Consider the following 21,014-nt stretch of genomic DNA (forward strand, 5'->3'; position numbering starts at 1 on the left):
CCAAAATAACGAATCGGTAAAGGCTAACCCGCCGTCGCCGGGATTTCAAAGCGAACCGGCCCGAATGCCCCCATAAACGGGGGCGGCCGGCCCGACTCTGGTTCACCCGTCGTTCACCGGATTGTTGCCAGATCCGCGTAATCTCGGGGCAGGCAAGCGGGCGCACGGGAGGGATCGCTAGTGCCCGTCTTCGTTCATGAATTGTGCGAACAAGTCCTCGAGGATGGGTTCGAGCGTGTCATAGAGGTCCGGTGCCGCCGCGATCAGCAGGTCGGCGCTTTCTCGGCCACCGCCGAACGCGCCCACCCGGGCGCCGGCCTCACGGGCGACAAGCGCGCCGGCGGCGTGGTCCCAGGGGTTGAGCCCGCGCTCGTAGTAGAGGTCGAGCCGTCCGGCGGCCACGGCGCACAGGTCGAGGGCAGCTGAGCCGATGCGACGGATGTCCCGCACCTGCCCGACGAGCGCGGTCACCACCTGCGCCTGCCGCTGCCGGCGGGCGGCGTTGTAGCCGAACCCGGTGCCGGCCAGGGCGAGCGAGAGCGGGACGCCGGTGTTGGCCCGCAGGCGGCGGTCGCCGAGGAACGACCCTCCATCGGCGGAGGCCGTGAACAACTCGTCGGCGGCGGGGTTGTACACGGCGCCGGCCAGGGTGGTCCAGGTGGTGGGGTCAGGGTCGCCCTCCACCACGGCGATGCTGACCGCATATGACGGGATGCCGTAGAGGAAGTTGACCGTGCCGTCGATCGGGTCGACCACCCAGGTCAGCCCCGACGTGCCCGGAGTGGCCTCCGATTCTTCCCCATAGAAGCCGTCATCCGGGCGGGCATCGGTCAACAGTCGGCGGATCAGCGCCTCGGTCTCCTGGTCGGCGTGGGTGACGATGTCTTCCGGCGCGGACTTCGAGGCCGCGACCTCGACGCCCTCTGAGCGACGCAGTTTCGCCAGGTTCCCCGCGGTCACAGCGGTCTCGCGGGCAAGGGTGAGCAGGTCTGCTGAGGCGCGTGAAGTCATCCGTCAACGCTACAGCGCTGTCCTGAATACAGTGGCGAGTGAGGGATTCGAACCCCCGAATGCTGAGCAGTCTGATTTACAGTCAGATCCCTTTGGCCGCTTGGGTAACTCGCCATTGCGCACCCGACCATATGTTTCCACCTGACCGGAGACGCGCACTCAGAATACAAGGTGAATCCCGCTGGACGAAATCAGCCCCCGGCGGGTAGCCCCGCGGCGCCCTCGCTATGATCTGAACCAGCCATTCATCACGCTCAGCACATGCAGCGACGCTGCCACAACGGAGGAATCCATGGTCGGCATCGATGAGGTTGCCCGCCGCGCGGGCGTCTCCACCGCCACGGTGTCGCGCGCGCTGAGCGGCAACGGGCACGTGTCGCCGACCACGAAGTTGAAGGTCGAGGCCGCGGCCGGGGCTCTCGGGTACGTGGTGTCGTCGAACGCGTCGAGCCTGGCATCCGGTCGCATGAAGAACATCGGCGTCGTCGTGCCGGTCCTTGGCCGCTGGTTCTTCTCAAGCGTTGTCGAGGGCGCCCAGCAGTCGCTGCTGCGAAACGGCTACGACCTCACCCTCTACAACCTCACCGGCGGCGGCGAGGAGCGACGCAGCGTCTTCGAACACTTCCTGCTGCGTCAGCGAGTGGATGCCGTGATCGCGATATCGCTGGAACTCACCGAGCGCGAGGTGGGCAGCCTGCACGCGCTCGGCAAGCCGCTGGTGGGGGTGGGGGGACCGATCGAGGGCGTGCGCACGCTCATGATCGACGATGTGGCCGTTGCCCGCCTGGCCACCGAGCACCTCCTCGCACTCGGGCACACCCGGATCGCCCACATCGGCGGCAACAAGGACTACGACCTCGACTTCCACCTGCCGACGAACCGTCGTTTCGGCTACCAGGCCGCCCTCCAGGCGGCGGGCATCCCGCTTGCGCCGGAGCTCGTCCAGGCAGCGGACTTCACGATCCGCGGCGGATACCAAGCGGCCAAACAGCTCCTCGGCAGCCCGCACGACCGCCCGACCGCGATCTTCGCAACGTCAGACGAAATGGCGATCGGCAGCATCCTGGCCGCGCGGGACCTCGGCCTGGTCGTGCCGCGGGACGTGTCGATCATCGGCATCGACGACCACGAGCTGGCCGACTTCTTCGGGCTCAGCACCATCGCCCAATTCCCCAAGGGCCAGGGTGAGAAGGCTGTCGAGATCCTGATGGACCAACTGCATCCCGGCGTGCGCGACCAGGCCGGCCTCAGTACCCCGATGCCGTTCGAGCTGATCGTGCGCTCAAGCACCGCACGCCCGCCCGCGCCCTGACCTACCCTCTCCCGCCGAGAACGCACTCGTTGGGGTTATGAGCGCCGTTTAGACCCATCAACTGCGTTCTCGGCGGCTGGATTGGGCTCGGAATCGGAGTGCTGTTCCCGGACCTCCCGCCCGCTGTCCACGTCTTTCTCTTCCTTCGCCAGCTTCTTCTCGCTCTGCTTGGTGTCCCGCGGCGGGAGCTGGATGGTCTCCTCGGCCTCGATCCCGCCCTGCAGCTCGCGTCCGCGTTCCATCTCCGCGTCGAATTCGGCTCCGAACAGAAGGGACAGGTTCGCGATCCAGAGCCAGAGGAGCAGGACGATCATGCCGCCGATGCTTCCGTAGGTCTTGTTGTAGTTGCTGAAGTTGGAGACATAGAAGAAGAAGCCGAGCGAGGCCAGGGCCAGCACGACCAGCGCGATCGCCGAACCGATGCTCATCCAGCGGAACTTCGGCTGCTTGACGTTGGGCGTCCCGTAATAGAGCACCGCGATCATGACGATCGCGAACGCGACGAGGATCGGCCATTTCGCGATGTTCCACACGGTCAGCGCGGTGTCCCCGAGGCCGATGGCATCACCGATCGCCTGGGCGATGGGTCCGGAAACCACCAGCAGCAACGCCATCACAACCGCGATCAGCAGGAGGATCACTGTGATCAACAGGATCACCGGCCGGAGCTTCCAGATCGGCCTGCCCTCGTCCACCTCGTAGATCCGATTCATTGATTGGGCGAAGGCACCGACATAACCGGAGGCGGACCAGATCGCACCGACGATCCCCACGACCAGCGCAAACCCGGCGCTGGAGTTGCTGGCAAGCTGTCCGATCGGTTGCCGCAGCACCGCAACCACCGTCGGATCTCCCACCGACGACACGACCTGGATGAGGATGCGCGTCGTTTGTTTGGCCTGGCCGAAGATGCCGAGCAACGAAAGCAACGCGAGCAGCGCCGGGAACATGGCCAGGACGGCGTAGTAGGTGAGCGCGGCCGCAAGCGTGGTGCACTTGTCCCGGGAGAACTCGTGGAGAGTGCGCTTGAAGATGTACTTCCAGGCCGGCTTGCTCACTTCAGTAACGTTGTCCGGTTTCCTGTCGTCCTCCGGGTGCGGCGCGTTCCGGCTCTTGGCGACGCTGTCTTCGCGCCCGCTCTCCGGTTCCCGTTCTTGTGTTCGTGTCGACATCAGCGTTTCCCTCCGCGTCCAGTGGCCCAGGCTTTCGATACGGTACCCGCGGCGAGCATCTCTCCCTACGGGGCTGCGCTCCGGGCCGCGAACGGTTACCATGCGGCCCGCTTTGACGTCCTTCTCGGTACGATGGCAGGCATGGCAGATTCAACATTCGACATCGTCAGCAAGGTCGACCAGATGGAGGCTGACAACGCCCTCCACCAGGCCCAGAAGGAAGTGGCCCAGCGCTACGACTTCAAGAACGTGGGCGCGTCGATCGAGCAGAGCGGCGACAAGGTGCTCATGAAGGCGAACTCGGAAGACCGCGTGAAGGCGATCCTCGAGGTGTTCGAGGCGAAGCTGATCAAGCGCGGAATCTCCCTCCGCAGCCTCGACGCCGGCGACCCGTTCGCCTCCGGCAAGGAATACCGCATCGAGGCATCGATGAAGGCCGGGATCGACCAGGAGAACGCGAAGAAGATCAGCAAGATCATCCGCGACGAGGCTCCCAAGAGCGTGAAGAGCCAGATCCAGGGCGACGAACTGCGGGTCAGCTCCAAGAGCCGCGACGACCTGCAGGCGACCATGGCGCTGCTCAAGGGCAAGGACCTGGACGTCGCGCTCCAGTTCGTGAACTTCCGCTAGCCGCCCGCGAACGGATGCCGCGGCATCCGTCGCTCAATCCAGGTCAGCCAACGCAAAGGAGCGTCATGATCGACCGCCATCGGCTCGCGGAACTCACCGGGCGCGAGAGGCGCGCCTTCGCCCGCACCCACCCGAAGTCCGCCGCGGCCTACGCTAACGCGGCGCACCTGTTCGGCGGCGTGCCGATGACCTGGATGAACAAGAAGGCCGGCGGTTTCCCGGTGTATTTCGACCACGCCCGCGGCAACCGGCTCACCGACATCGACGGTCACGAGTACATCGACTTCGCCCTGGGTGACACCGGCGCGATGGCCGGGCATTCGCCCGCGGCGGTGGTCGAGGCGGTCACCCGGCGGGTCACGTCGGGCGGGTTGACCACGATGCTGCCGACAGAGGACGCGGAATGGGTCGGCGCAGAGCTCAGCCGCCGGTTCGGCATGGCCGAGTGGAGTTTCGCGCTCACCGCGACGGATGCGAACCGCTGGGCCATCCGGCTGGTGCGAGCGTTGTCCGGAAAACCGAAGATCCTGTTCCACAGCTACTGCTATCACGGCAGCGTCGACGAATCGCTGATCGTGGTCGGCGCCACGGACGAGGGCGTCAGCCGCCCGGGCAACGTCGGCGCCCCGACCGACGTCACCGTCACCAGCCGGGTCGCCGAGTTCAACGACATCGAGGGCCTCGAACGCCAACTCGCGCACGGCGACGTGGCTGCCGTGCTGATCGAGCCGGCCCTGACGAACATCGGTATCGTGCTCCCGGAGCCCGGCTACCACGACGCCGTACGGCGTCTCTGCCGGGAATACGGGGCGCTGCTGATCATCGACGAAACCCACACCTTCTCTGCCGGGCCGGGCGGAGCCACCCGCGCGTGGGGCCTCGAGCCCGACATCGTGGTGATCGGCAAGGCCATCGGTGGAGGTATTCCGAGCGCGGCATACGGCCTCTCGGCCGAGCTGGCCGAGCAGGCGCTGGCCCGTACCGACCTGGACCTCATCGACATGGGCGGCGTCGGCGGCACTCTCGCCGGCAACCCGCTCTCGATCGCCGCCACCCGAGCCACCCTCGAGCACGTGTTGACGGATGCCGCCTTCGACGGCATGATCGCCGCCGCGTCTCGATTCACCGCGGGCATCCAGCGCGTCATCGACGAGTACCGCCTGCCGTGGGCGATCAACCAGCTGGGCGCCAGGGCTGAGTACCGGTTCGCGAGCCCGTATCCGCGAACCGGCACCGAGGCGCACGCCGCGGCCGACCCGGAACTCGAGGACTTCCTGCACCTGTACCTGGCCAACCGCGGCATCCTGCTGACGCCGTTCCACAACATGGCGCTGATGTCGCCGCAGACCAGCGCGGCCGACGTCGAAGCCCACCTCGACGTGTTCGAGGGCGCCGTCAGCGAGCTCCTGTCCCGCTGACTCCGCCGCGCGGCGAGGGTCAGCTCTCGTCGCGGGAGATCTCCACCATGTCCTCGCGCGGCACGACCTTGATCCGGGTGCGGCCGGAGGATTCGCCGAGGGCGAGTTCGTGCTGGTCCAGGTTGTGCCAGCCGGACAGGTCGGTGTACTTGATACCGCGCGAGTCGAGGAGTTCCAGCACGCTGGCCTCCGTCGGCGACTCCGGCCGCCACCAGTTGCCGAGGTCGTTGATCAGGTGCCGCACGGTCTCCATGGCGTCCGATTTGGTGTGCCCGATCAGGCCGACCGGGCCGCGCTTGATCCAGCCGGTGGCGTAGACGCCGTACATCTGCTCGGTCCAGGTCGGCGTGCCGCTGGACGGGTCGGCCTTCCGCAGCACCTGGCCTTCACGGTTGGGGATCACGCCGCGCTTCTTGTCGAATGGAACGCCGGGCAGCGGTGACCCGAAGTAGCCGACCGCGCGGTAGATCGCCTGGATCGGCAGTTCGCGGATTTCCCCGGTGCCGACCACGCCGCCCTCGCCGTCGGGCGCGGTGCGCTCCCAACGGAATCCGCCGACCCGGCCGGTGCCGTCGTCGAGCACCTCGAGCGGCTTGGCGAAGAAGTGCAGGTGCAGCCGACGGCTGGCCTGGCCCACCTCACGCTGCCGCCACTGGTTCAGCACCTTGTCGATCACGAAGACCTGCTTGTTGCTGGCCACGGCGGCGCGGGCGGCGTCGTCGTAGTCGAAGTCCTCGTCGTAGACGATCATGTCCACGTCGCGCAACTGCCCGAGTTCGCGCAGCTCGAGCGGGGTGAATTTGACGGATGTCGGACCCCGGCGTCCGAAGACGTGGACGTCGGTGATGGGAGATTCGGCCAGGCCCTGGTACACATTGTCGGGGATCTCGGTGGACAGCAGGTCGTCGGCGTGCTTGGCGAGGATGCGGGAGACGTCCAGGGCGACGTTGCCGTTGCCGATCACCGCCACCTCCCTGGCGTCCAGCGGCCAGCTGCGGGGGAAGTCCGGGTGGCCGTCGAACCAGCTCACGAATTCCGCCGCGCCGTATGAACCGTCCAGCTCGATGCCGGGGATCCTGAGGTCGGCGTCCTGCACCGCACCGGTGGCGAAAATGACCGCGTTGTAGTGCTTCTTCAGGTCGTCCAGGGTGATGTCGGTGCCGAAGCGCACGTTGCCGAACAAGCGGATGTCCCCCCGGTCCAGCACCTCGCGCAGTGCGGTGATGATGCCCTTGATCCGAGGGTGGTCGGGAGCGACCCCGTAGCGCACGAGGCCGTACGGGGCGGGGAGGTGGTCGAACAGGTCGATCGAGACGTCGAAGTTCCGCTCCGACTTCAGGAGGATGTCAGCGGCATAGATGCCGGCGGGGCCTGCGCCGATGATGGCCAGTCGCAACTTGGTCATGGATGAGGTCTCTCTAGCTGGATCGTTCAACGATGGTTTCGGCGAAGCGGGTCAACGCCTTCTTCACTGAGCCCTTCGGAAGCGAGTCGAGCGCGTCGACCGCGTCCCCCGCCCACCGGTGGGCTTCGGACAGTGTCTGGCTGGTCACGGGATGCTGGCGCAACGCGGTGATGGCCGCGTCGGCGGCCGTCACGTCGTCCGGCGTGTTCGGCTGCCCCACCCGTGCCAGCACGTCGCGTTCGAGCCGGGCGAGCAGGTCGCCGGCAGCGGCATCCGTTGGTGCGAGGGCGCGCAGCTTCAGCAGGGGCAGCGTCGCCACGCCGGCGCGGAGGTCGGTGCCGGGGACTTTGCCGGTCTCCTCCGGCTGCGGCGACAGGTCGATGACGTCGTCGATGAGCTGGAAGGCCACGCCGATCTTCTCGCCGAAAGCGATCACCGGCTGCTCGAATTCGTCGGGCGCGTCGGAGAAGACGACGCCGGCCTGCGCCGCCGCCGCGATCAGCGAGCCGGTCTTGTCCGCCAGCACCTGGATGTAGTGCTGCACCGCGTCTTCGCCCGGGCGCGGGCCGACGGTTTCGTGCAGCTGGCCGAGCACCAGGCGTTCGAACGTGTTGGCCTGCAAGCGGATGGCGCGCTCCCCGAGGCGGGCCATCAGCTGGCTCGCCCGGGCGAACAGCAGGTCCCCGGTGAGGATGGCGACGGAGTTGCCCCACACGGTCTGCGCGCTCGGAACACCGCGGCGGCGGTCAGAGTCATCCATGACGTCGTCGTGGTACAGCGAGGCGAGGTGGGTGATCTCGATCGCCGTCGCCGCCGTCACGACATCGGGAATGGCTCCGTTGCCGAGGTGCGCCGTGAGGAGGGCCAGCATCGGACGCACCCGCTTGCCGCCCGCGTTCAGCAGGTAGCGGCCGGTCACGTCGGCGATGTCGTCGGTGAAGGTGACTTCGGCCAGCAGCATCGCTTCGACCTGGTCGATGCCCGCATCGATGTCCGCCGCCAGGCCGCGGTCGGCGGCCGTGGAGAAGATGCGGTCGGTGAGGCCCAGTTGCGACGTCATCGACGCGCTGCGACGGACCACGGGGGCGCTCGGTTTCACTGTGTCAGCCTAACGATGAGGAACGATGCGGGCTCAGACGAAGGGGGAACGGTCGGAATGCCCCCGGACGACAGGGGCCTTGACACCGCGGTGCAGCGCGACGATCCCGAAGGTGAGATTGCGGTAGGCGACCATGCTGAAACCGGCATCTCGCAGCCACCCGCTGAGGGTTTTCTGGTTCGGCCAGGCCGCGATCGACTCACCCAGGTAGTCGTACGCCTCGGCGTTCGAGGACGCGAGCCTGACCACGCCGGGCATGATGTGGTTCAGGTAGGCGAAGTAGCCGGCCCGGATCGGTGCGAACGGCGGGGTGGAGAATTCGCAGATCACCACTCGCCCGCCGGGCTTGGTCACCCGGTAGAACTCGGCGAGCGCCTTCTTCGGTTCAACCACGTTGCGCAGCCCGAACGAGATCGTGACCGCGTCGAACTCATCGTCGCCGAACGGGAGTGCGGTCGCATCCGCCTGCACGAACTCGAGCAGCGGGTTGCCGGCGTGGCGACTCCGGCCGACGTTGATCATGCCATCTGAGAAGTCAGCCGCGACGACGTGGGCGCCGGTGCCGGTCAGTGCCACGCTCGAGGTGCCGGTTCCGGCAGCGATGTCGAGGATGCGTTCCCCGGGCCGCGGGGCCACCGCGCGCGTGGTCGCCACGCGCCAGAGCGCCGCGTTGCCAACGGACAGCACAGCGTTGGTGCGGTCGTAATGGGTGGAGACCTCGTCGAACATGGCGGCGACCTGCGCCGGCTGCTTGCTGAGGTCTGCTCTGTTCACTCCCCTAGTCTAGATTGCCGGGTGCGCTCCCGGGACTCGGCCGGACTGCTGTCCATCCCCGCCGGCAGGCCGCGGGCGCGGCGCGGCGTAGGCTGAAACCGTGAATGTACAGGCGTTGACGGTCGAGACCACCCCGATCACCGACATTCGCCAACTGATCCTGTTGCTCGACCGGCAGGAGCCGCTGCTCTGGATGCGGCGCAACCAGGGGCTGGCCGGTGTGGGCACCGCCCTGCGGCTCGAGTTCTCCGGCCCCACCCGCATGACGGATGCCGCGGCAGCGTGGCGGCAGGTGGTCGCCGCCGCGACGGTGACAGACCCGCTCGCGCGCACCGGAACCGGGCTGCTCGCGTTCGGCGCGTTCGCGTTCGACGAGTCATCGGCCGAGACCAGCGTGCTGATCGTGCCGGAGGTCATCGTCGGCCGGGAGAACGGCGAGTGCTGGGTGACCCGCGTCTGGGCGACCGGATCGTCGGCTCCGAATACTCCGCTCACCCTGCATCCGCTCGGTAGCGAGTACCGGATCTCCCTCCTGCCCGGTGCGCTCGACCCGGACGGCTACCGCACTGCAGTCGCGGACGCCGTCGACCACATCGCGAAGCGGGACCTCAGCAAAGTGGTGCTCGCCCGCGACCTGGTCGGGCACCTGCCGGCGGAGTCGGACGTGCGCCGCGCCCTCAGCGAACTCGCGCTCGGCTACCCGGACTGCTGGACGTACGCGGTCGACGGCCTGATCGGCTCCAGCCCCGAGACCCTGATCCGTGCCGACCACGGTGAAGTCAACGCCAGGGTGCTGGCCGGTACGATGTCCCGCGGCAGGGACGCGGTCGCTGACACCGAGGCCGCGCTCGCCCTGGCCACCTCCCCCAAGGACGGCGACGAGCACGAGTTCGCGGTGCAGAGCGTGCTCGAATCGTTGCGGCCGCACACCTCGCACATCATTGCGAGTGAGGTGCCGTTCACGTTGAAGCTACCGAACCTCTGGCACCTGGCCACCGACCTCGAGGGCACCCTGAGCGACGGATCGACATCACTCGACCTCATCGCGGCGCTGCACCCGACCGCGGCGGTGGCGGGGACTCCCACCCAGGACGCCCTCGCCCTGATTCGCGAACTTGAGCCGTTCGACCGCGGGCGGTACGCCGGTCCGGTGGGCTGGGTCGGCGCGGACGGCGACGGGGAGTGGGCGATCGCCCTCCGCAGTGCGCAGGTCGCCCCCAACGGCGACATCACCGCATACGCCGGCTGCGGAATCGTGCTGGACTCCGACCCGGACCGGGAGCTCGCCGAAACCCGAATGAAGTTCCGACCGATCGTCGAAGCGTTCAGCTAGGCGACGGGCCCCGGCCTACCCTCCGGTTCCGGCGCGGCCCTCGCGGCCGGCAGCGCGCCGCCGGGTGAGCTGTGCGAGGAAGTACAGCACCGTTCCGGCCAGAAGCAGGATCGCCCCGTACAGCCACACTTCCGCGCTCTGCTGGACCAGGAGCAACACGCAGGACAGCACCCCCAGCACCGGCACGAACGTCCAGACGCGGAAGTGGCTGTGCTCCACGGCCTGCCGGCGCAGCACCAGCACGGCGATGTTGGTGCTGAGGAAGACGAAAAGCAGGAGCAGCACGACGGTCGAGGCGAGGAGGCTCAGGTCGCCGACGAGCGTCAGGAGCATCGCGACGACCGTCGTCGCAATGATTGCGACCAGCGGGGTGCGGCGCCCGGGAAGCACTCGTGCCAGGGCGCTCGGCAGGAGCCGGTGCTCCGCCATTCCGTAAGCGAGGCGGCTCGACATGATCATCGTCAGCAGGGCGCCGTTGGCGACGGCGACGAGGGCGATCAGGCTGAAGATCCAGTCGGGGATGGCAACCCCGCTGGCCGAGACGACAGCGAGCAGGGGGCCGGTCGAATTCGCAAGCTCGGCCGGTGGGAGGGCGATCGAGCTGGCGAGACCGACCAGGACGTAGACCACACCGGCGGTGATGAGCGCTCCGAAGAGGGCGCGCGGGTAGACGCGGCTGGGGGCTCTGATCTCTTCGGCGATGTTGGCGGAGGTCTCAAAGCCCACGAAGGAGTAGTACGCGATAATGGCGGCGCCGAGGGTCGCGACGGCCGGTGAGGCGCCGCTCCGGAACTCGCCGATACGGCTGAGATCGCCGCCTCCCCCGCCCAGCATCAGCGCGACGGCGACGATGACGATGACGAGGCCGGAGACTTCGATCACCGTCATCACGACATTGCTTCGCACCGATTCTCTGATGCCCCGCGCATTCAGGCACCCGACCAGGGCCAGGAAGGCGGTGGCGGCCGGAATCGCCGGCACGTCAAGGAAGGTGCCCAGGTATTCCCCCGCAAAAGCCAGCGAGAGGCCCGCAGCGCTCGTCACTCCCGCTGCGAGCATGCTGAACCCCACCAGGAAGGAGACCAGGGGTCGCTTGAACGCGCGCTCGGCGAAGACGGCGGCGCCGCCGGCCTTCGGATACTTGGTCACGAGCTCCGCATAGGAGCCGGCGGTGAGCAACGCCAGCAGCAACGCCAGGATGAGCGGCGCCCACAGCGCGCCCCCGACTTCGGCGGACAGCACCCCCATGAGTGCGTAAATACCAGCGCCGAGGACATCGCCCAGGATGAACAGGTAGAGCAGCGGGCCGGTGATCGCCCGCTTGAGCTTTGCTGGCGCTGCGAGATCGCTTGTCGCCTCGGTTGTGTCGGTTGTCATGACCACCCTTCTCTCTCGACGCCGCGGCCTGTCCCACCGTAGGGCGAGTGGCCGGCGCGGAGAAGGGCGGCAGCGAAGAAAACGACTCCGGAGAGGGTGGGACCGGACTGTGGCGGCTAGGAGGCGGCGAGGCGCGCCTGCTCAGCGGCCACGTCGAATGTCGCGGCCGGCCAGTCCAGGTGCATCCGCTGGAGTGCGTCGATCAGCAGGTGTTGCACGGCCAGCCGCGCATACCATTTGTGGTCGGCCGGCACGACGAACCAGGGCGCGGCGCCCGTCGAGGTGCGGTCGATCGCGACCTGGTAAGCCTCCTGATAGCCGTCCCATCGCATCCGCTCGTCGACATCGCCCGGGTTGTACTTCCAGTACTTGTCGGGCCGGGCGAGACGCTCGGCCAGCCGCGACTTCTGCTCGTCGGAGCTGATGTGCAGCATGACCTTGACGATGGTGGTGCTGTCGTCGGCCAGCTCCTGCTCGAACTGGTTGATCTGGTCGTACCGCTTCTCGATCTCCGCTGCCGGGGCGAGTGAACGCACCCGGGCGATGAGGACGTCTTCATAGTGGGAGCGGTCGAAGACGCCGATCATGCCGTTACGCGGTGCGTGCCTGCGGATGCGCCAGAGGAAGTCGTGGGTGAGCTCCGCCTTCGTCGGCGCCTTGAACGACGTGTACTGGATCCCCTGCGGGTCGACGGAACCGACCACGTGCCGCACGATTCCGCCCTTGCCCGCCGTGTCCATCGCCTGCAGGACCAGCAGGATCTTCCGCGGATCACCGTCCCGGCTGTTCGCGTAGAACATCTCCTGCAGGTGGGAGAAGACGCCGGCGCCCTCGTCGAGTGCGCCGGTCGAATCCTTCTTCTTGCCGAGGAAGCCCGGGGTGCTGCCGGTGTCGACCCCCGCGAGCTGGAATCCCTTCTTCACCCGGAGCAGGTCGATCGGGTCCTGGGACCAGAACTTCTCGGCGTAAGCGCTCCCGGCGTTCGGCTTCGGAGACCCTGACTTCTTGGTGTTCTTCCCACGTTTCTTGGCCACGGTGCACCTTTCGTTGCTCGCCATTCTGCTCCGGGTTGCCCCGGCGCGCCATCATCGGCACGATTCGCCGGCCGGCACAGCCGGCCCAGGTCGGCCAGGTCGGTCAGGAGCGACGACGCCGCCCGGTCCCGCTTCCCGGCCAGCAGGCGATCGCCGCCAGGGCGACGACGACGGCGTCCTCGGCCAGGGCGCCGCCCAGTGCCCGGCCGCGCTTCAGCGTGAAGCCCCGCCACCGCACGCCGACGTTGATTTCCGTGACAGCGCCCAGCACAGCCGCGACGACCGGCAGCGCCACACCGGCGCGTTCCCGGCGGGCGAGCACGACGGCGCCCGCAACGGCCGCCGCCACCCGGCCCGCCAGAGCGAGAGGCTCGAGCCGACTCGGTGCGGCAGGTGATGTGTCCCCGACCAGTTCTCCCCCGAGTCCCGCGACCGCCGCAATGGTGGCGATGCCGCCGCCGGATGCCGCCCGTGTCGACGGCGCAACCCCGGTGGGCCGGGCCAGAAGTCGGGCAAGCACCGGGCCGGCGAAGACGAGGGTCCCTCGCCCGCCTATGGCCGCCCCGAACATCGCAGCCCGCACCAGCAGGAGGGCGGAAGCGGGGTGCCGACGATACCGACGCGTCATCGTGCCCGGATACCGGTGCGGACGCGCAGTGCCACGGTGATGACCAGCACTGCGGCGGCTGCAACGAGCGCGGCGATCGCGGTCGGTGTGGAGAGCAGGTCACCGGTCAGCCTGGCCACGCCGACCCACACCAGACCCCAGACCAGGGCGGCGGCCGGCGCGAGCCGCCCGCGGCCGAAGAACGCGAGGCCGATGCCGGCGAGTCCCGCGACAGCGATCACGATGATCGCCCAGACCCCAGGGTCGAGACCGAACCCACGGAACCCGATGGCGACGAGTACTGCGCTGATGTTGGCGGCAGTCGCCACGCAGACCCAACCCAGGTAGAGGCCCATCGTGCCGTCGGTGACGACGGCTTCGATGAGGTTCTTCGGACGGGACCGCACCAGGATCATGAACATCCACGCAAGGTCGGCCAGGAGCAGCACGATCACTGGCACGCTGAATCCGACGAGGCCCACCTGGACGCTGAGGATCCACGCGGCGTTCAACACCAGCGACGCCGCGACCAGGTAACCCAGCCGGCGCTGTCGGGCATCCGCTCGCTGGGCGGGCAGCGCCTGCCAGATCGCGTAGGCGACCAGGCCGGCATAGATGACGCTCCAGATGGAGAAGGCCGGACCCCCGGGCGCGATGAGCGTCGCGTCAGCGGCGAGCGCGCCGTCCGACGCATCCTGGATCGGGGTGCCGCCGGCAGCTCCTGAACCGATGAAGGAACCGACTATGGCCAGCACCGCGGTCAGGACCACGACGACCTGGCGCACCAGGTCGCCGCGCGTGGCGCCAGTGACGGTCCGGGCGCCGGTGTGAGCGCCGGTGTGAGCGCCGGTTTCGCCGGCGGGCCTCGCGGAATTCTGGTCCATAGTCAGTTCCATTTCGGGGTGAGCCGGTCAGCCGACGTTTCCGCGCCATCCCTCATTCTGGTTGGCCGGGTTCTCGATGAATTTCTTGAATTCGGCGAGGTCCTTCTTGATGACGTGGTCGTCGACGCCGAAGACGGCCCCGACTTTCTCCAGGAACCCCTCGGCCGTCCAGTCGAGTTGCACCGTCACGCGGGTCTGCGCGTCTGACAGTTTGTGGAATGTGACGACCCCGGCGTGGTTCTCGTCTCCCCCGGTGCTGTTCCAGGCCACCCGCTCGTCGGGGTGCTGTTCCGTGATCTCGGCGTCGAATTCACGCTCGACCCCGGCGATCTTCACCTTCCAGTGGGTGTGGGTGTCGTCGGTCTGGGTAATCGACTCGACGAAGTCGAGGAAATGCGGGAATGACTCGAACTGGGTCCACTGGTTGTACGCGGCGCGCACGGGAACGTCGACATCGACAGTCTCAATTACTCGGGCCATGGTCAGATTCCTTTCGATTCGGTGATTCCGGGCCGATGGGCACGGCTGGGAGCAGGGCACGGGGCCCTGCGACCTCTGGGGGAACGCCCACGGTGGCGCTCAATAAATCCAGGAAGCGGATGACCGTGGTCTGCTCCGCCGGGGTGAGCGACTCCGCCACCCCGAGCATCCGGGCGTGCATGGCATTCAGCGTCGCCCGCACCTCGTGGTGTGCCGCATGGGTCGCGTACAAATGCTGGGCGCGGTGGTCTGAGGGGTTGGGCACCCGACGGATGTGGCCGGAGGCCACCATCCGCGCGAGCAGCTTCGCCGTGGCCGCCGACGAGACCCCCAGCAGCCGGGTGAGGTCGGTCGGCCCGATGGACTCGCCGGCCTGCTCGGCCCTGATCAGGTGCCGGAGGGCTCGGAGGTCCGTCTCGTTCATGTCCATGTCAGTCCGCAGGCGCTGGCGCATGTCGAAATCCGCCGCGTGGAATCGCCGCAACGCCTGCAGCACCTCGACGGCGCGGCCGGTCTCTTCATCGTCTGCGGGGTACCAATACCTCACAGCGAACAACCAAAATGCCGTATCGACAATGCCATGGTGCAATGATACCGTGAATAAAGCTAACTTAGTTAGGTAATTTTAATCACGGAAAGGATATGATCGTGCGCATGGATCTCGTCGAAGCGGATCTCACCGAAGCGGCTCCCAGCGACACGACGCGACAGGCGGCGCCGGCGTCGGCCGAGGAACTCGTTGTCCTGGTTGACGAGGCGGGAGATCCCATCGGCACGGCCCCCAAGGCGAGCGTGCACGGCGCTGACACCTCGCTGCATCTCGCGTTCTCGTGTTACCTCTTCAACCCGGCCGGGGAGGTCCTCCTCACTCGCCGCGCCGGCACCAAGAAGACCTGGCCCGGGGTCTGGACCAACTCGTTCTGCGGCCACCCGTTGCCGGCAGAGTCCCTCCCCGACGCGGTGAAACGACGTGCCCGCTACGAACTGGGCATCGACATCCGCGACATCGACGTCGCGCTGCCCCTGTTCCGGTATCGCGCAACGGATGCGAACGGGATCGTGGAGAACGAGATCTGCCCGGTGTACCTCGCCATGGCGAGCGGCGAACCCGACCCCAACCCACGCGAGGTCGGCGATCACGCCTGGGTGGCCACGTCCACCCTGGGAGCCATGGTGCGGGCGACGCCGTGGGCGTTCAGCCCGTGGATGGTGCTGCAAGTCGAACAGCTGGAGGCCTTCCGTGATTGAAACCACGGTTGCCACCGTCGAAACCGAACTGGAGCGCTTCTTCGCTGCCTCCCGGCTCCGCGCGAGCGACTACGGTGAACACTACGTCGCGCTCTGGGACAGCCTCGCGCTGGCGGCGGCCGGCGGGAAGCGGATGCGGCCGGCCCTGGTACTGGCCGCCTATGCGGGTTTCGGGGGCCGCAACAGCGTTGCGGCCATCCGGGTCGGCGTCGCCTTCGAGCTGCTGCACACCGCGTTCATCATCCATGACGACCTGATCGACGGCGACCTCACCCGGCGCGGCATCCCGAACGTCGCCGGCGCATTCCAGGCCCGTGGGCGCGCCCACGGCGGCGACGACCGACGGTCGGGCAGCTGGGCCGCCGCCGCCGGCATCCTCGCCGGGGACCTCGCCCTCAGCGAAGCGCACCGTACTCTCGGCACACTTGACGTCGACTCGACCACTCGCGCGCGATTGCTCGACCTGCTCGACCGCTCGATCTTCGTCTCGGCCGCGGGCGAACTCGCCGACGTCACGAACTCGAGCGGCGGTGCGCCGGCATCGCTTGAGGCGGTGCTGGCGACCCTGGAACAGAAGACGGCGATCTATTCGTTCGAGGCGCCCCTGCTTGCCGGTGCCATCCTCGCCGGCGCGACCCCGGAGGCTCTGAATGTGGTGGGATGCTTCGGCCGGCTGATCGGGGTCGCCTTCCAGCTCACCGACGACACCCTCGGCGTGTTCGGGGACCCGGAGGAAACAGGCAAGAGCGCCCTCGCCGACCTGCGCGAGGGCAAGCTGACCGCGCTGATCGCGCACGCCCGGACCACTGACTGCTGGCCCACGATCGAACCGTTCATCGGGGACGCCGACCTCGACGAGACCGGCGCGGAACTGGTGCGCGCGCACCTGCGGGCCTGTGGGGCCCCCCAGGCGGCCGACGACCTCACCCGCGCCTACGCGGCGCAGGCGCTCGAGGCGCTCGAGGCCCCCGTCGTGCCCGCCGGCCTCCGCCAGTCGCTCACCGTGCTCGCCGAGGCGGCGGTGTCCCGATGTCGCTGAGGCAGGGTACGAATCGCACTTCCGCGGCGAGCGCCACCGGAATCGAGTTGTACACCCAGGCCGCGGAGGCCAGCGCGGCCGTCGTGATCGAGAACTACTCCACCTCCTTCGGCCTGGCCGCCCGCCTGCTGGAGCCGCGGGTCCGGGTGCAAGTCCGGGCGATCTACGCGCTCGTGCGCATCGCCGATGAAATCGTCGACGGCGCTGCCGCCGGAGCCGGGCTGGACGCCCGGGTGCAGCGCGAACTGCTGGACGAGCTCGAAGACGAGGCCGAGCGGGCCGTGGAACGCGGGTACAGCACCAACCTGGTCGTGCACGCCTTCGCCGTGACCGCCCGGCAGGCGGGAATCGACAGCGCCCTGACCGCGCCGTTCTTCGCATCGATGCGGCGTGACCTCGACCCGGCACCGTTCACCGTGGCCGGGGTGGCGGAGTACATCTACGGATCGGCTGAGGTCATCGGGCTGATGTGCCTGCGCGCGTTCCTCTGCCACTCCACCCAGGAGGCCGACGCCGACCTCGAGGACGGAGCCCGGCGCCTGGGCGCCGCCTTCCAGAAGATCAACTTCCTGCGCGATCTCGCGGGGGACAGCCAGGACCTCGGGCGCAACTATTTTCCGGCCTACGATCCCGCCCACCTCACCGAGTCCGACAAACACCGGATCCTCGATGACATCGATTCCGACCTCGATGCCGCCGCCCGGGCCCTGCCCCGGTTGCCCAGCGGATGCCGCACTGCGGTCACGACCGCGCATCACCTCTTCGCACGGCTATCGGACCGATTGCGGCAGACCCCGGCTGAACAACTCCTGGCCCGCCGCACCAGCGTGCCAACGGCCGAAAAGCTGGGGGTCCTGCTGAGCGCGACACTCGCCTCCCGGGTACGCACCAGGTGAGCGACACCGCCGCATCCCGGCGTACGGTCGTCATCGGCGGGGGTATCGCGGGCCTCGCCAGCGCAGCCCTGCTGGCACGCGACGGCCACACGGTGACCCTTGTCGAGGCCCGCGATGAACTCGGCGGGCGTGCCGGCAGCTGGGAGTGCCAGGGTTTCCGGTTCGACACCGGGCCGTCGTGGTACCTGATGCCCGACGTCTTCGACCACTTCTACCGGCTGCTGGGCAGCAGCGCGGCCGAGCAGCTCGACCTCGTGCGGCTCGACCCCGGCTACCGCGTCTACTTCGAATCCGACCCGCTGCCCGTCGACATTGCGGCCGACCGGGAGGTCAACCTGGCCACGTTCGAATCCCTCGAGCCGGGGGCCGGACCGGCGCTGGACCGTTACCTCGACTCCGCCGAGGATACCTACCGCATGGCCGTCAGCCGCTTCCTCTACACGAGTTTCGAATCGTTCCGGCCGCTGCTGGTGCCGGAGATCACCCGGCGCCTGGGCCGGCTGGGCCGGCTCCTGCTGCAGCCGCTGGACCGTTTCGTCGCCGGTTTCGTCCGCGATCCGCGCCTCCGGCAGATCCTCGGCTACCCCGCGGTGTTCCTCGGCTCCTCCCCCGACCAGACCCCGTCGATGTATCACCTGATGAGCCACCTGGACCTGGCCGACGGCGTGCTGTACCCGCAGGGCGGATTCGGCCGGGTGATCGAGAGCATCGCGTCTCTCGCGCGAGCCGAGGGGGTGACCATCATGACCGGGGCGACGGTCACCGCGATCCGGAGCACCTCCGGCTCAGCAAGCGTCGTCAGCGGCATCCAGTACCGCACCGTCGACGGCGCGCTGGTCGATCTCGACGCCGACGAGGTGGTGTCGGCCGCCGACCTGCACCACACCGAGACCGAACTGCTGCCGGAGGATCGTCGAAGCTACCCGGAGGCGTGGTGGCGCCACCGGGTCGCCGGGCCGGGCGCGGTGCTGGTGATGCTCGGAGTCAGGGGCGACCTGCCCGAGCTTCGGCACCACACCCTGTTCTTCACTACCGACTGGAAGCAGAATTTCCGCCGCATCTTCGCCAGGAGACCGACGGTTCCCTCACCGGCGTCGTTCTACGCCTGCATGCCCAGCGCCACCGACGCATCCGTCGCCCCGCCGGGTTTCTCCAACCTGTTCCTGTTGGTGCCGATCCCGGCTGACCCCTCGATCGGGCACGGCGGGGTCGACGGCGCCGGATCGGCCGCTGTCGAGGCCATCGCCGACGCCACCATCGCGCAGCTGGCGGACTGGGCGGGAGTGCCAGACCTCGCCGGGCGCATCGTGCTGCGGCGCACGGTCGGGCCCGCCGACTTCGCCGACGACCTCAACTCCTGGCGGGGAAGCGCCCTGGGCCCGGCGCACACGCTGCGCCAGAGCGCCTTCTTCCGCGGCTCTAACGCCTCGGCGCGGGTGAACGGCCTGCACTACGCCGGTGGCACCACCATCCCCGGCATCGGCCTGCCGATGTGCCTGATCAGCGCCGAGATCCTCCTGAAACGCCTGCGCGGCGACACCAGCACCGGCCCGCTGCCGGAGCCGCTATGAATTTCCTCTACCTCGGCGCATTGCTGGCCTCCCTCGGGGCGATGGTCCTGCTCGACCGGCGGTACCGGTTGTTCTTCTGGGCCGGTCCGGGCCGCGCGGTCGTCGTGCTCGGCGTCGGGCTGGTGTTCTTCCTGGCCTGGGACCTGTTCGGAATCGGGCTGGGCATCTTCCGCCGCGGCGAGACCGAATTCATGACCGGCCTGCACCTGGCCCCTGAGCTGCCGCTGGAGGAGCTTTTCTTCCTCGTCTTCCTCTGCTACCTGACCATGAACCTGGTCACCGGGGTGTACCGCGCACTGGGTCGTGCACTGGGTCGTGCACCGCGTCGCGCACCGGGCCGTGCCCCGGGTCGGCGGCGCCACTGATGACCTACCTCGCCCTCAACACGGTGTTCCTGGCGGTCGCCCTCGCGACGGCCGGTCTTGCCTGGCTGCGAGGCCGCATCGACCGACGGATGCTCTCGGCCGCCGGAATCGCCCTGGTTGCGGTTCTGCTGTTGACGGCGGTCTTCGACAACGTCATGATCGCCGTGGGATTGTTCAGCTATGACCCGGATCGGATCCTCGGTGTGAAAATCGGACTGGCCCCCCTCGAAGACTTCGGCTACCCGCTCGCGGCGGTGATCGGGCTGCCGGCCCTGTGGGCGCTGCTGGCACCACGCCAGCCGCAGCGGTCGGTCGCGCCTGCAGCTTCCTCCGCCGCGGACGCACCGGCCCCTCCCGACGCCGACGGCAGGGCGTCATGACCGGCATCCGTTCTCACACCGGCCGGCGCACCGCGTCGTGGACTGTCCGGCAGGTGCTGCTCTCTTCCCGCCCCTTGAGCTGGATCAACACCGCCTTCCCGTTCGCTGCCGCCTACCTCGTCACCACCGGCCGGGTGGATGCCGTCCTCGTGGTGGGCACGGTGTTCTTCCTGGTGCCATACAACCTCCTGATGTACGGGGTCAACGACGTCTTCGACTACGAGTCCGACCTTCACAACCCGCGCAAGGGCGGGGCGGAGGGAGCGATGCTCGACCCGGCGCTGCACCGTACCGTCCTGGTGTCCGGGGTCGTCGCCGCGATTCCCTTCCTGGTCGCGCTACTATTCCTCACCGGCGCGTCGCATCCGCCGGCCTGGCTGGTGCTGGCGGTGAGCCTGTTCGCGGTGGTGGCGTACTCCGTGCCCGGACTGCGGTTCAAGGAACGGCCGGTGCTGGACTCGATCACTTCGAGCACCCATTTCGTGAGCCCCGCCGTGTTCGGCCTGGTCCTGGCCGGCGCAGCGTTCACGCCGGGCCTGGTGGCACTGCTGGCGGCGTTCTTCCTCTGGGGGATGGCGAGCCACGCGTTCGGTGCCGTGCAGGATGTCGGGCCAGACCGGGAGGGCGGCATCGAGTCGATCGCAACCGTGCTGGGCGCGGCACGAACCGTCCGGCTGGCGATCATGGTGTGGGCGCTCAGCGGGCTGCTGATGCTCGTGGCCGGCTGGCCGGGCGCGCTGGCCGGGCTGCTCGCGCTGCCCTACATCGCCGCCGCCTGGCCGTGGCGGTCGGTGAGCGACGCGGACTCGGAGGCAGCGAATGCGGGCTGGAAGAAGTTCCTCTGGCTCAACTTCTTCAGCGGATTCGTGGTGACGATGCTGCTGGTCGCCTGGGTGGCGCGGTGAGCGCGCCGGCGCTGTAGCGGAGCGGCCGGCGCTCGAGCGGCACGGGCTGTAGCCGAGCGGCCGGGCGTGCGAAA

Annotated in this window: 22 protein-coding genes and 1 tRNA gene; 11 read left to right on the forward strand and 12 right to left on the reverse strand. The window is 68.3% G+C overall.

Translation table 11 applies throughout. The features are described 5' to 3' along the window. Positions 1-177: 177 nt before the first annotated feature. Positions 178-1,011 carry an inositol monophosphatase family protein gene (locus AB4Y94_RS03865; RefSeq protein ID WP_441724987.1) on the reverse strand — a complete coding sequence of 278 codons (834 nt, stop codon included), beginning with the start codon at positions 1,009-1,011 and terminating at the stop codon, positions 178-180. Between the two features lie 32 nt (positions 1,012-1,043). Continuing rightward, a tRNA-Tyr gene (locus AB4Y94_RS03870) sits at positions 1,044-1,125 on the reverse strand. Positions 1,126-1,303: 178 nt separating this feature from the next. On the opposite strand from AB4Y94_RS03870, the gene AB4Y94_RS03875 reads away from it, so the two are divergent. Further along, on the forward strand, positions 1,304-2,323 hold the full coding sequence (locus tag AB4Y94_RS03875) for a LacI family DNA-binding transcriptional regulator (RefSeq protein ID WP_441724989.1): 1,020 nt from the start codon (positions 1,304-1,306) through the stop codon (positions 2,321-2,323). Between the two features lie 35 nt (positions 2,324-2,358). On the opposite strand, the gene AB4Y94_RS03880 is transcribed toward AB4Y94_RS03875, so the two are convergent. Continuing rightward, positions 2,359-3,495 carry a YihY/virulence factor BrkB family protein gene (locus AB4Y94_RS03880; RefSeq protein WP_441724991.1) on the reverse strand — a complete coding sequence of 379 codons (1,137 nt, stop codon included), beginning with the start codon at positions 3,493-3,495 and terminating at the stop codon, positions 2,359-2,361. A gap of 141 nt (positions 3,496-3,636) precedes the next feature. On the opposite strand from AB4Y94_RS03880, the gene AB4Y94_RS03885 reads away from it, so the two are divergent. Next, positions 3,637-4,125, forward strand: a complete 489-nt coding sequence (locus AB4Y94_RS03885) for a YajQ family cyclic di-GMP-binding protein (protein ID WP_441724994.1) — start codon at positions 3,637-3,639, stop codon at positions 4,123-4,125. 65 nt (positions 4,126-4,190) lie between these two features. Then, positions 4,191-5,543 carry a transaminase gene (locus AB4Y94_RS03890; protein ID WP_441724996.1) on the forward strand — a complete coding sequence of 451 codons (1,353 nt, stop codon included), beginning with the start codon at positions 4,191-4,193 and terminating at the stop codon, positions 5,541-5,543. A 19-nt stretch (positions 5,544-5,562) separates the two neighbouring features. Here AB4Y94_RS03890 and AB4Y94_RS03895 read toward each other — a convergent pair whose 3' ends face one another. From AB4Y94_RS03895 to AB4Y94_RS03905, 3 genes are read right to left on the reverse strand one after another with little or no spacing between them, the layout of a single operon-like run. Then, the gene (locus AB4Y94_RS03895; RefSeq protein WP_441724998.1) at positions 5,563-6,948 is read right to left on the reverse strand and encodes an FAD-dependent oxidoreductase; all 1,386 of its coding nucleotides are present in this window, start codon (positions 6,946-6,948) and stop codon (positions 5,563-5,565) included. A 13-nt stretch (positions 6,949-6,961) separates the two neighbouring features. Next, entirely contained in the window at positions 6,962-8,047 is a 1,086-nt protein-coding gene (locus tag AB4Y94_RS03900) for a polyprenyl synthetase family protein (protein ID WP_441725001.1), read from the reverse strand. A 33-nt stretch (positions 8,048-8,080) separates the two neighbouring features. After that, positions 8,081-8,821: a class I SAM-dependent methyltransferase gene (locus tag AB4Y94_RS03905; RefSeq protein WP_441725004.1), complete on the reverse strand. Its 741-nt coding sequence runs from the start codon at positions 8,819-8,821 to the stop codon at positions 8,081-8,083. Between the two features lie 100 nt (positions 8,822-8,921). On the opposite strand from AB4Y94_RS03905, the gene AB4Y94_RS03910 reads away from it, so the two are divergent. Further along, a complete protein-coding gene (locus AB4Y94_RS03910) occupies positions 8,922-10,154 on the forward strand; it encodes an isochorismate synthase (RefSeq protein ID WP_441725007.1) in 1,233 nt (410 codons plus the stop codon). A gap of 15 nt (positions 10,155-10,169) precedes the next feature. Here AB4Y94_RS03910 and AB4Y94_RS03915 read toward each other — a convergent pair whose 3' ends face one another. From AB4Y94_RS03915 to AB4Y94_RS03940, 6 genes are all read right to left on the reverse strand, one after another. Beyond that, positions 10,170-11,531, reverse strand: coding sequence for an APC family permease (locus tag AB4Y94_RS03915; RefSeq protein ID WP_441725010.1), 1,362 nt, complete (start codon positions 11,529-11,531; stop codon positions 10,170-10,172). A 116-nt stretch (positions 11,532-11,647) separates the two neighbouring features. Beyond that, entirely contained in the window at positions 11,648-12,469 is an 822-nt protein-coding gene (locus AB4Y94_RS03920) for a PPK2 family polyphosphate kinase (protein WP_441725192.1), read from the reverse strand. Positions 12,470-12,668: 199 nt separating this feature from the next. Further along, on the reverse strand, positions 12,669-13,193 hold the full coding sequence (locus AB4Y94_RS03925) for a hypothetical protein (RefSeq protein WP_441725012.1): 525 nt from the start codon (positions 13,191-13,193) through the stop codon (positions 12,669-12,671). Then, a complete protein-coding gene (locus AB4Y94_RS03930; protein WP_441725015.1) occupies positions 13,190-14,056 on the reverse strand; it encodes a TspO/MBR family protein in 867 nt (288 codons plus the stop codon). The genes AB4Y94_RS03925 and AB4Y94_RS03930 overlap by 4 nt, the downstream gene beginning before the upstream one ends. Positions 14,057-14,083: 27 nt before the next feature. Beyond that, positions 14,084-14,536, reverse strand: a complete 453-nt coding sequence (locus tag AB4Y94_RS03935; protein WP_441725018.1) for an SRPBCC family protein — start codon at positions 14,534-14,536, stop codon at positions 14,084-14,086. Beyond that, positions 14,520-15,083: a MarR family winged helix-turn-helix transcriptional regulator gene (locus AB4Y94_RS03940; protein ID WP_441725021.1), complete on the reverse strand. Its 564-nt coding sequence runs from the start codon at positions 15,081-15,083 to the stop codon at positions 14,520-14,522. Before AB4Y94_RS03940 ends, AB4Y94_RS03935 begins: the two co-directional genes overlap by 17 nt. A 95-nt stretch (positions 15,084-15,178) precedes the next feature. Here AB4Y94_RS03940 and idi point away from each other — a divergent pair, with 95 nt between their 5' ends. The 7 genes from idi to AB4Y94_RS03975 are packed head-to-tail and all read left to right on the forward strand — an operon-like array spanning position 15,179 to position 20,940. Beyond that, positions 15,179-15,784, forward strand: coding sequence for an isopentenyl-diphosphate Delta-isomerase (gene idi, locus AB4Y94_RS03945; RefSeq protein WP_441725023.1), 606 nt, complete (start codon positions 15,179-15,181; stop codon positions 15,782-15,784). After that, positions 15,777-16,823, forward strand: a complete 1,047-nt coding sequence (locus AB4Y94_RS03950; RefSeq protein ID WP_441725025.1) for a polyprenyl synthetase family protein — start codon at positions 15,777-15,779, stop codon at positions 16,821-16,823. The genes idi and AB4Y94_RS03950 overlap by 8 nt, the downstream gene beginning before the upstream one ends. Further along, on the forward strand, positions 16,814-17,719 hold the full coding sequence (locus AB4Y94_RS03955) for a phytoene/squalene synthase family protein (RefSeq protein ID WP_441725027.1): 906 nt from the start codon (positions 16,814-16,816) through the stop codon (positions 17,717-17,719). The genes AB4Y94_RS03950 and AB4Y94_RS03955 overlap by 10 nt, the downstream gene beginning before the upstream one ends. Continuing rightward, the gene (crtI, locus tag AB4Y94_RS03960; RefSeq protein ID WP_441725030.1) at positions 17,716-19,290 is read left to right on the forward strand and encodes a phytoene desaturase family protein; all 1,575 of its coding nucleotides are present in this window, start codon (positions 17,716-17,718) and stop codon (positions 19,288-19,290) included. The genes AB4Y94_RS03955 and crtI overlap by 4 nt, the downstream gene beginning before the upstream one ends. Then, entirely contained in the window at positions 19,287-19,655 is a 369-nt protein-coding gene (locus tag AB4Y94_RS03965; RefSeq protein ID WP_441725031.1) for a lycopene cyclase domain-containing protein, read from the forward strand. Before crtI ends, AB4Y94_RS03965 begins: the two co-directional genes overlap by 4 nt. Continuing rightward, positions 19,655-20,035 (forward strand): lycopene cyclase domain-containing protein, encoded by a 381-nt coding sequence (locus tag AB4Y94_RS03970; protein ID WP_441725033.1) that lies wholly within the window; start codon positions 19,655-19,657, stop codon positions 20,033-20,035. The genes AB4Y94_RS03965 and AB4Y94_RS03970 overlap by 1 nt, the downstream gene beginning before the upstream one ends. Next, positions 20,032-20,940, forward strand: a complete 909-nt coding sequence (locus AB4Y94_RS03975) for a prenyltransferase (RefSeq protein ID WP_441725036.1) — start codon at positions 20,032-20,034, stop codon at positions 20,938-20,940. The genes AB4Y94_RS03970 and AB4Y94_RS03975 overlap by 4 nt, the downstream gene beginning before the upstream one ends. Positions 20,941-21,014 lie beyond the last annotated feature (74 nt).

Origin of the sequence: Glaciibacter sp. 2TAF33 (assembly GCF_052114945.1) — a bacterium.
In the GTDB taxonomy this organism is placed as follows: domain Bacteria; phylum Actinomycetota; class Actinomycetes; order Actinomycetales; family Microbacteriaceae; genus Cryobacterium.

Bases quoted from the DNA above. Each gene is read 5' to 3' on its own strand.
- AB4Y94_RS03865 (WP_441724987.1), bottom strand. From the start codon at position 1,011: ATGACTTCACGCGCCTCAGCAGACCTGCTCACCCTTGCCCGCGAGACC.
- AB4Y94_RS03875 (WP_441724989.1), top strand. From the start codon at position 1,304: ATGGTCGGCATCGATGAGGTTGCCCGCCGCGCGGGCGTCTCCACCGCC.
- AB4Y94_RS03880 (WP_441724991.1), bottom strand. From the start codon at position 3,495: ATGTCGACACGAACACAAGAACGGGAACCGGAGAGCGGGCGCGAAGAC.
- AB4Y94_RS03885 (WP_441724994.1), top strand. From the start codon at position 3,637: ATGGCAGATTCAACATTCGACATCGTCAGCAAGGTCGACCAGATGGAG.
- AB4Y94_RS03890 (WP_441724996.1), top strand. From the start codon at position 4,191: ATGATCGACCGCCATCGGCTCGCGGAACTCACCGGGCGCGAGAGGCGC.
- AB4Y94_RS03895 (WP_441724998.1), bottom strand. From the start codon at position 6,948: ATGACCAAGTTGCGACTGGCCATCATCGGCGCAGGCCCCGCCGGCATC.
- AB4Y94_RS03915 (WP_441725010.1), bottom strand. From the start codon at position 11,531: ATGACAACCGACACAACCGAGGCGACAAGCGATCTCGCAGCGCCAGCA.
- AB4Y94_RS03925 (WP_441725012.1), bottom strand. From the start codon at position 13,193: ATGACGCGTCGGTATCGTCGGCACCCCGCTTCCGCCCTCCTGCTGGTG.
- AB4Y94_RS03930 (WP_441725015.1), bottom strand. From the start codon at position 14,056: ATGGACCAGAATTCCGCGAGGCCCGCCGGCGAAACCGGCGCTCACACC.
- AB4Y94_RS03935 (WP_441725018.1), bottom strand. From the start codon at position 14,536: ATGGCCCGAGTAATTGAGACTGTCGATGTCGACGTTCCCGTGCGCGCC.
- idi (WP_441725023.1), top strand. From the start codon at position 15,179: ATGATCGTGCGCATGGATCTCGTCGAAGCGGATCTCACCGAAGCGGCT.
- AB4Y94_RS03955 (WP_441725027.1), top strand. From the start codon at position 16,814: ATGTCGCTGAGGCAGGGTACGAATCGCACTTCCGCGGCGAGCGCCACC.
- AB4Y94_RS03965 (WP_441725031.1), top strand. From the start codon at position 19,287: ATGAATTTCCTCTACCTCGGCGCATTGCTGGCCTCCCTCGGGGCGATG.
- AB4Y94_RS03970 (WP_441725033.1), top strand. From the start codon at position 19,655: ATGACCTACCTCGCCCTCAACACGGTGTTCCTGGCGGTCGCCCTCGCG.
- AB4Y94_RS03975 (WP_441725036.1), top strand. From the start codon at position 20,032: ATGACCGGCATCCGTTCTCACACCGGCCGGCGCACCGCGTCGTGGACT.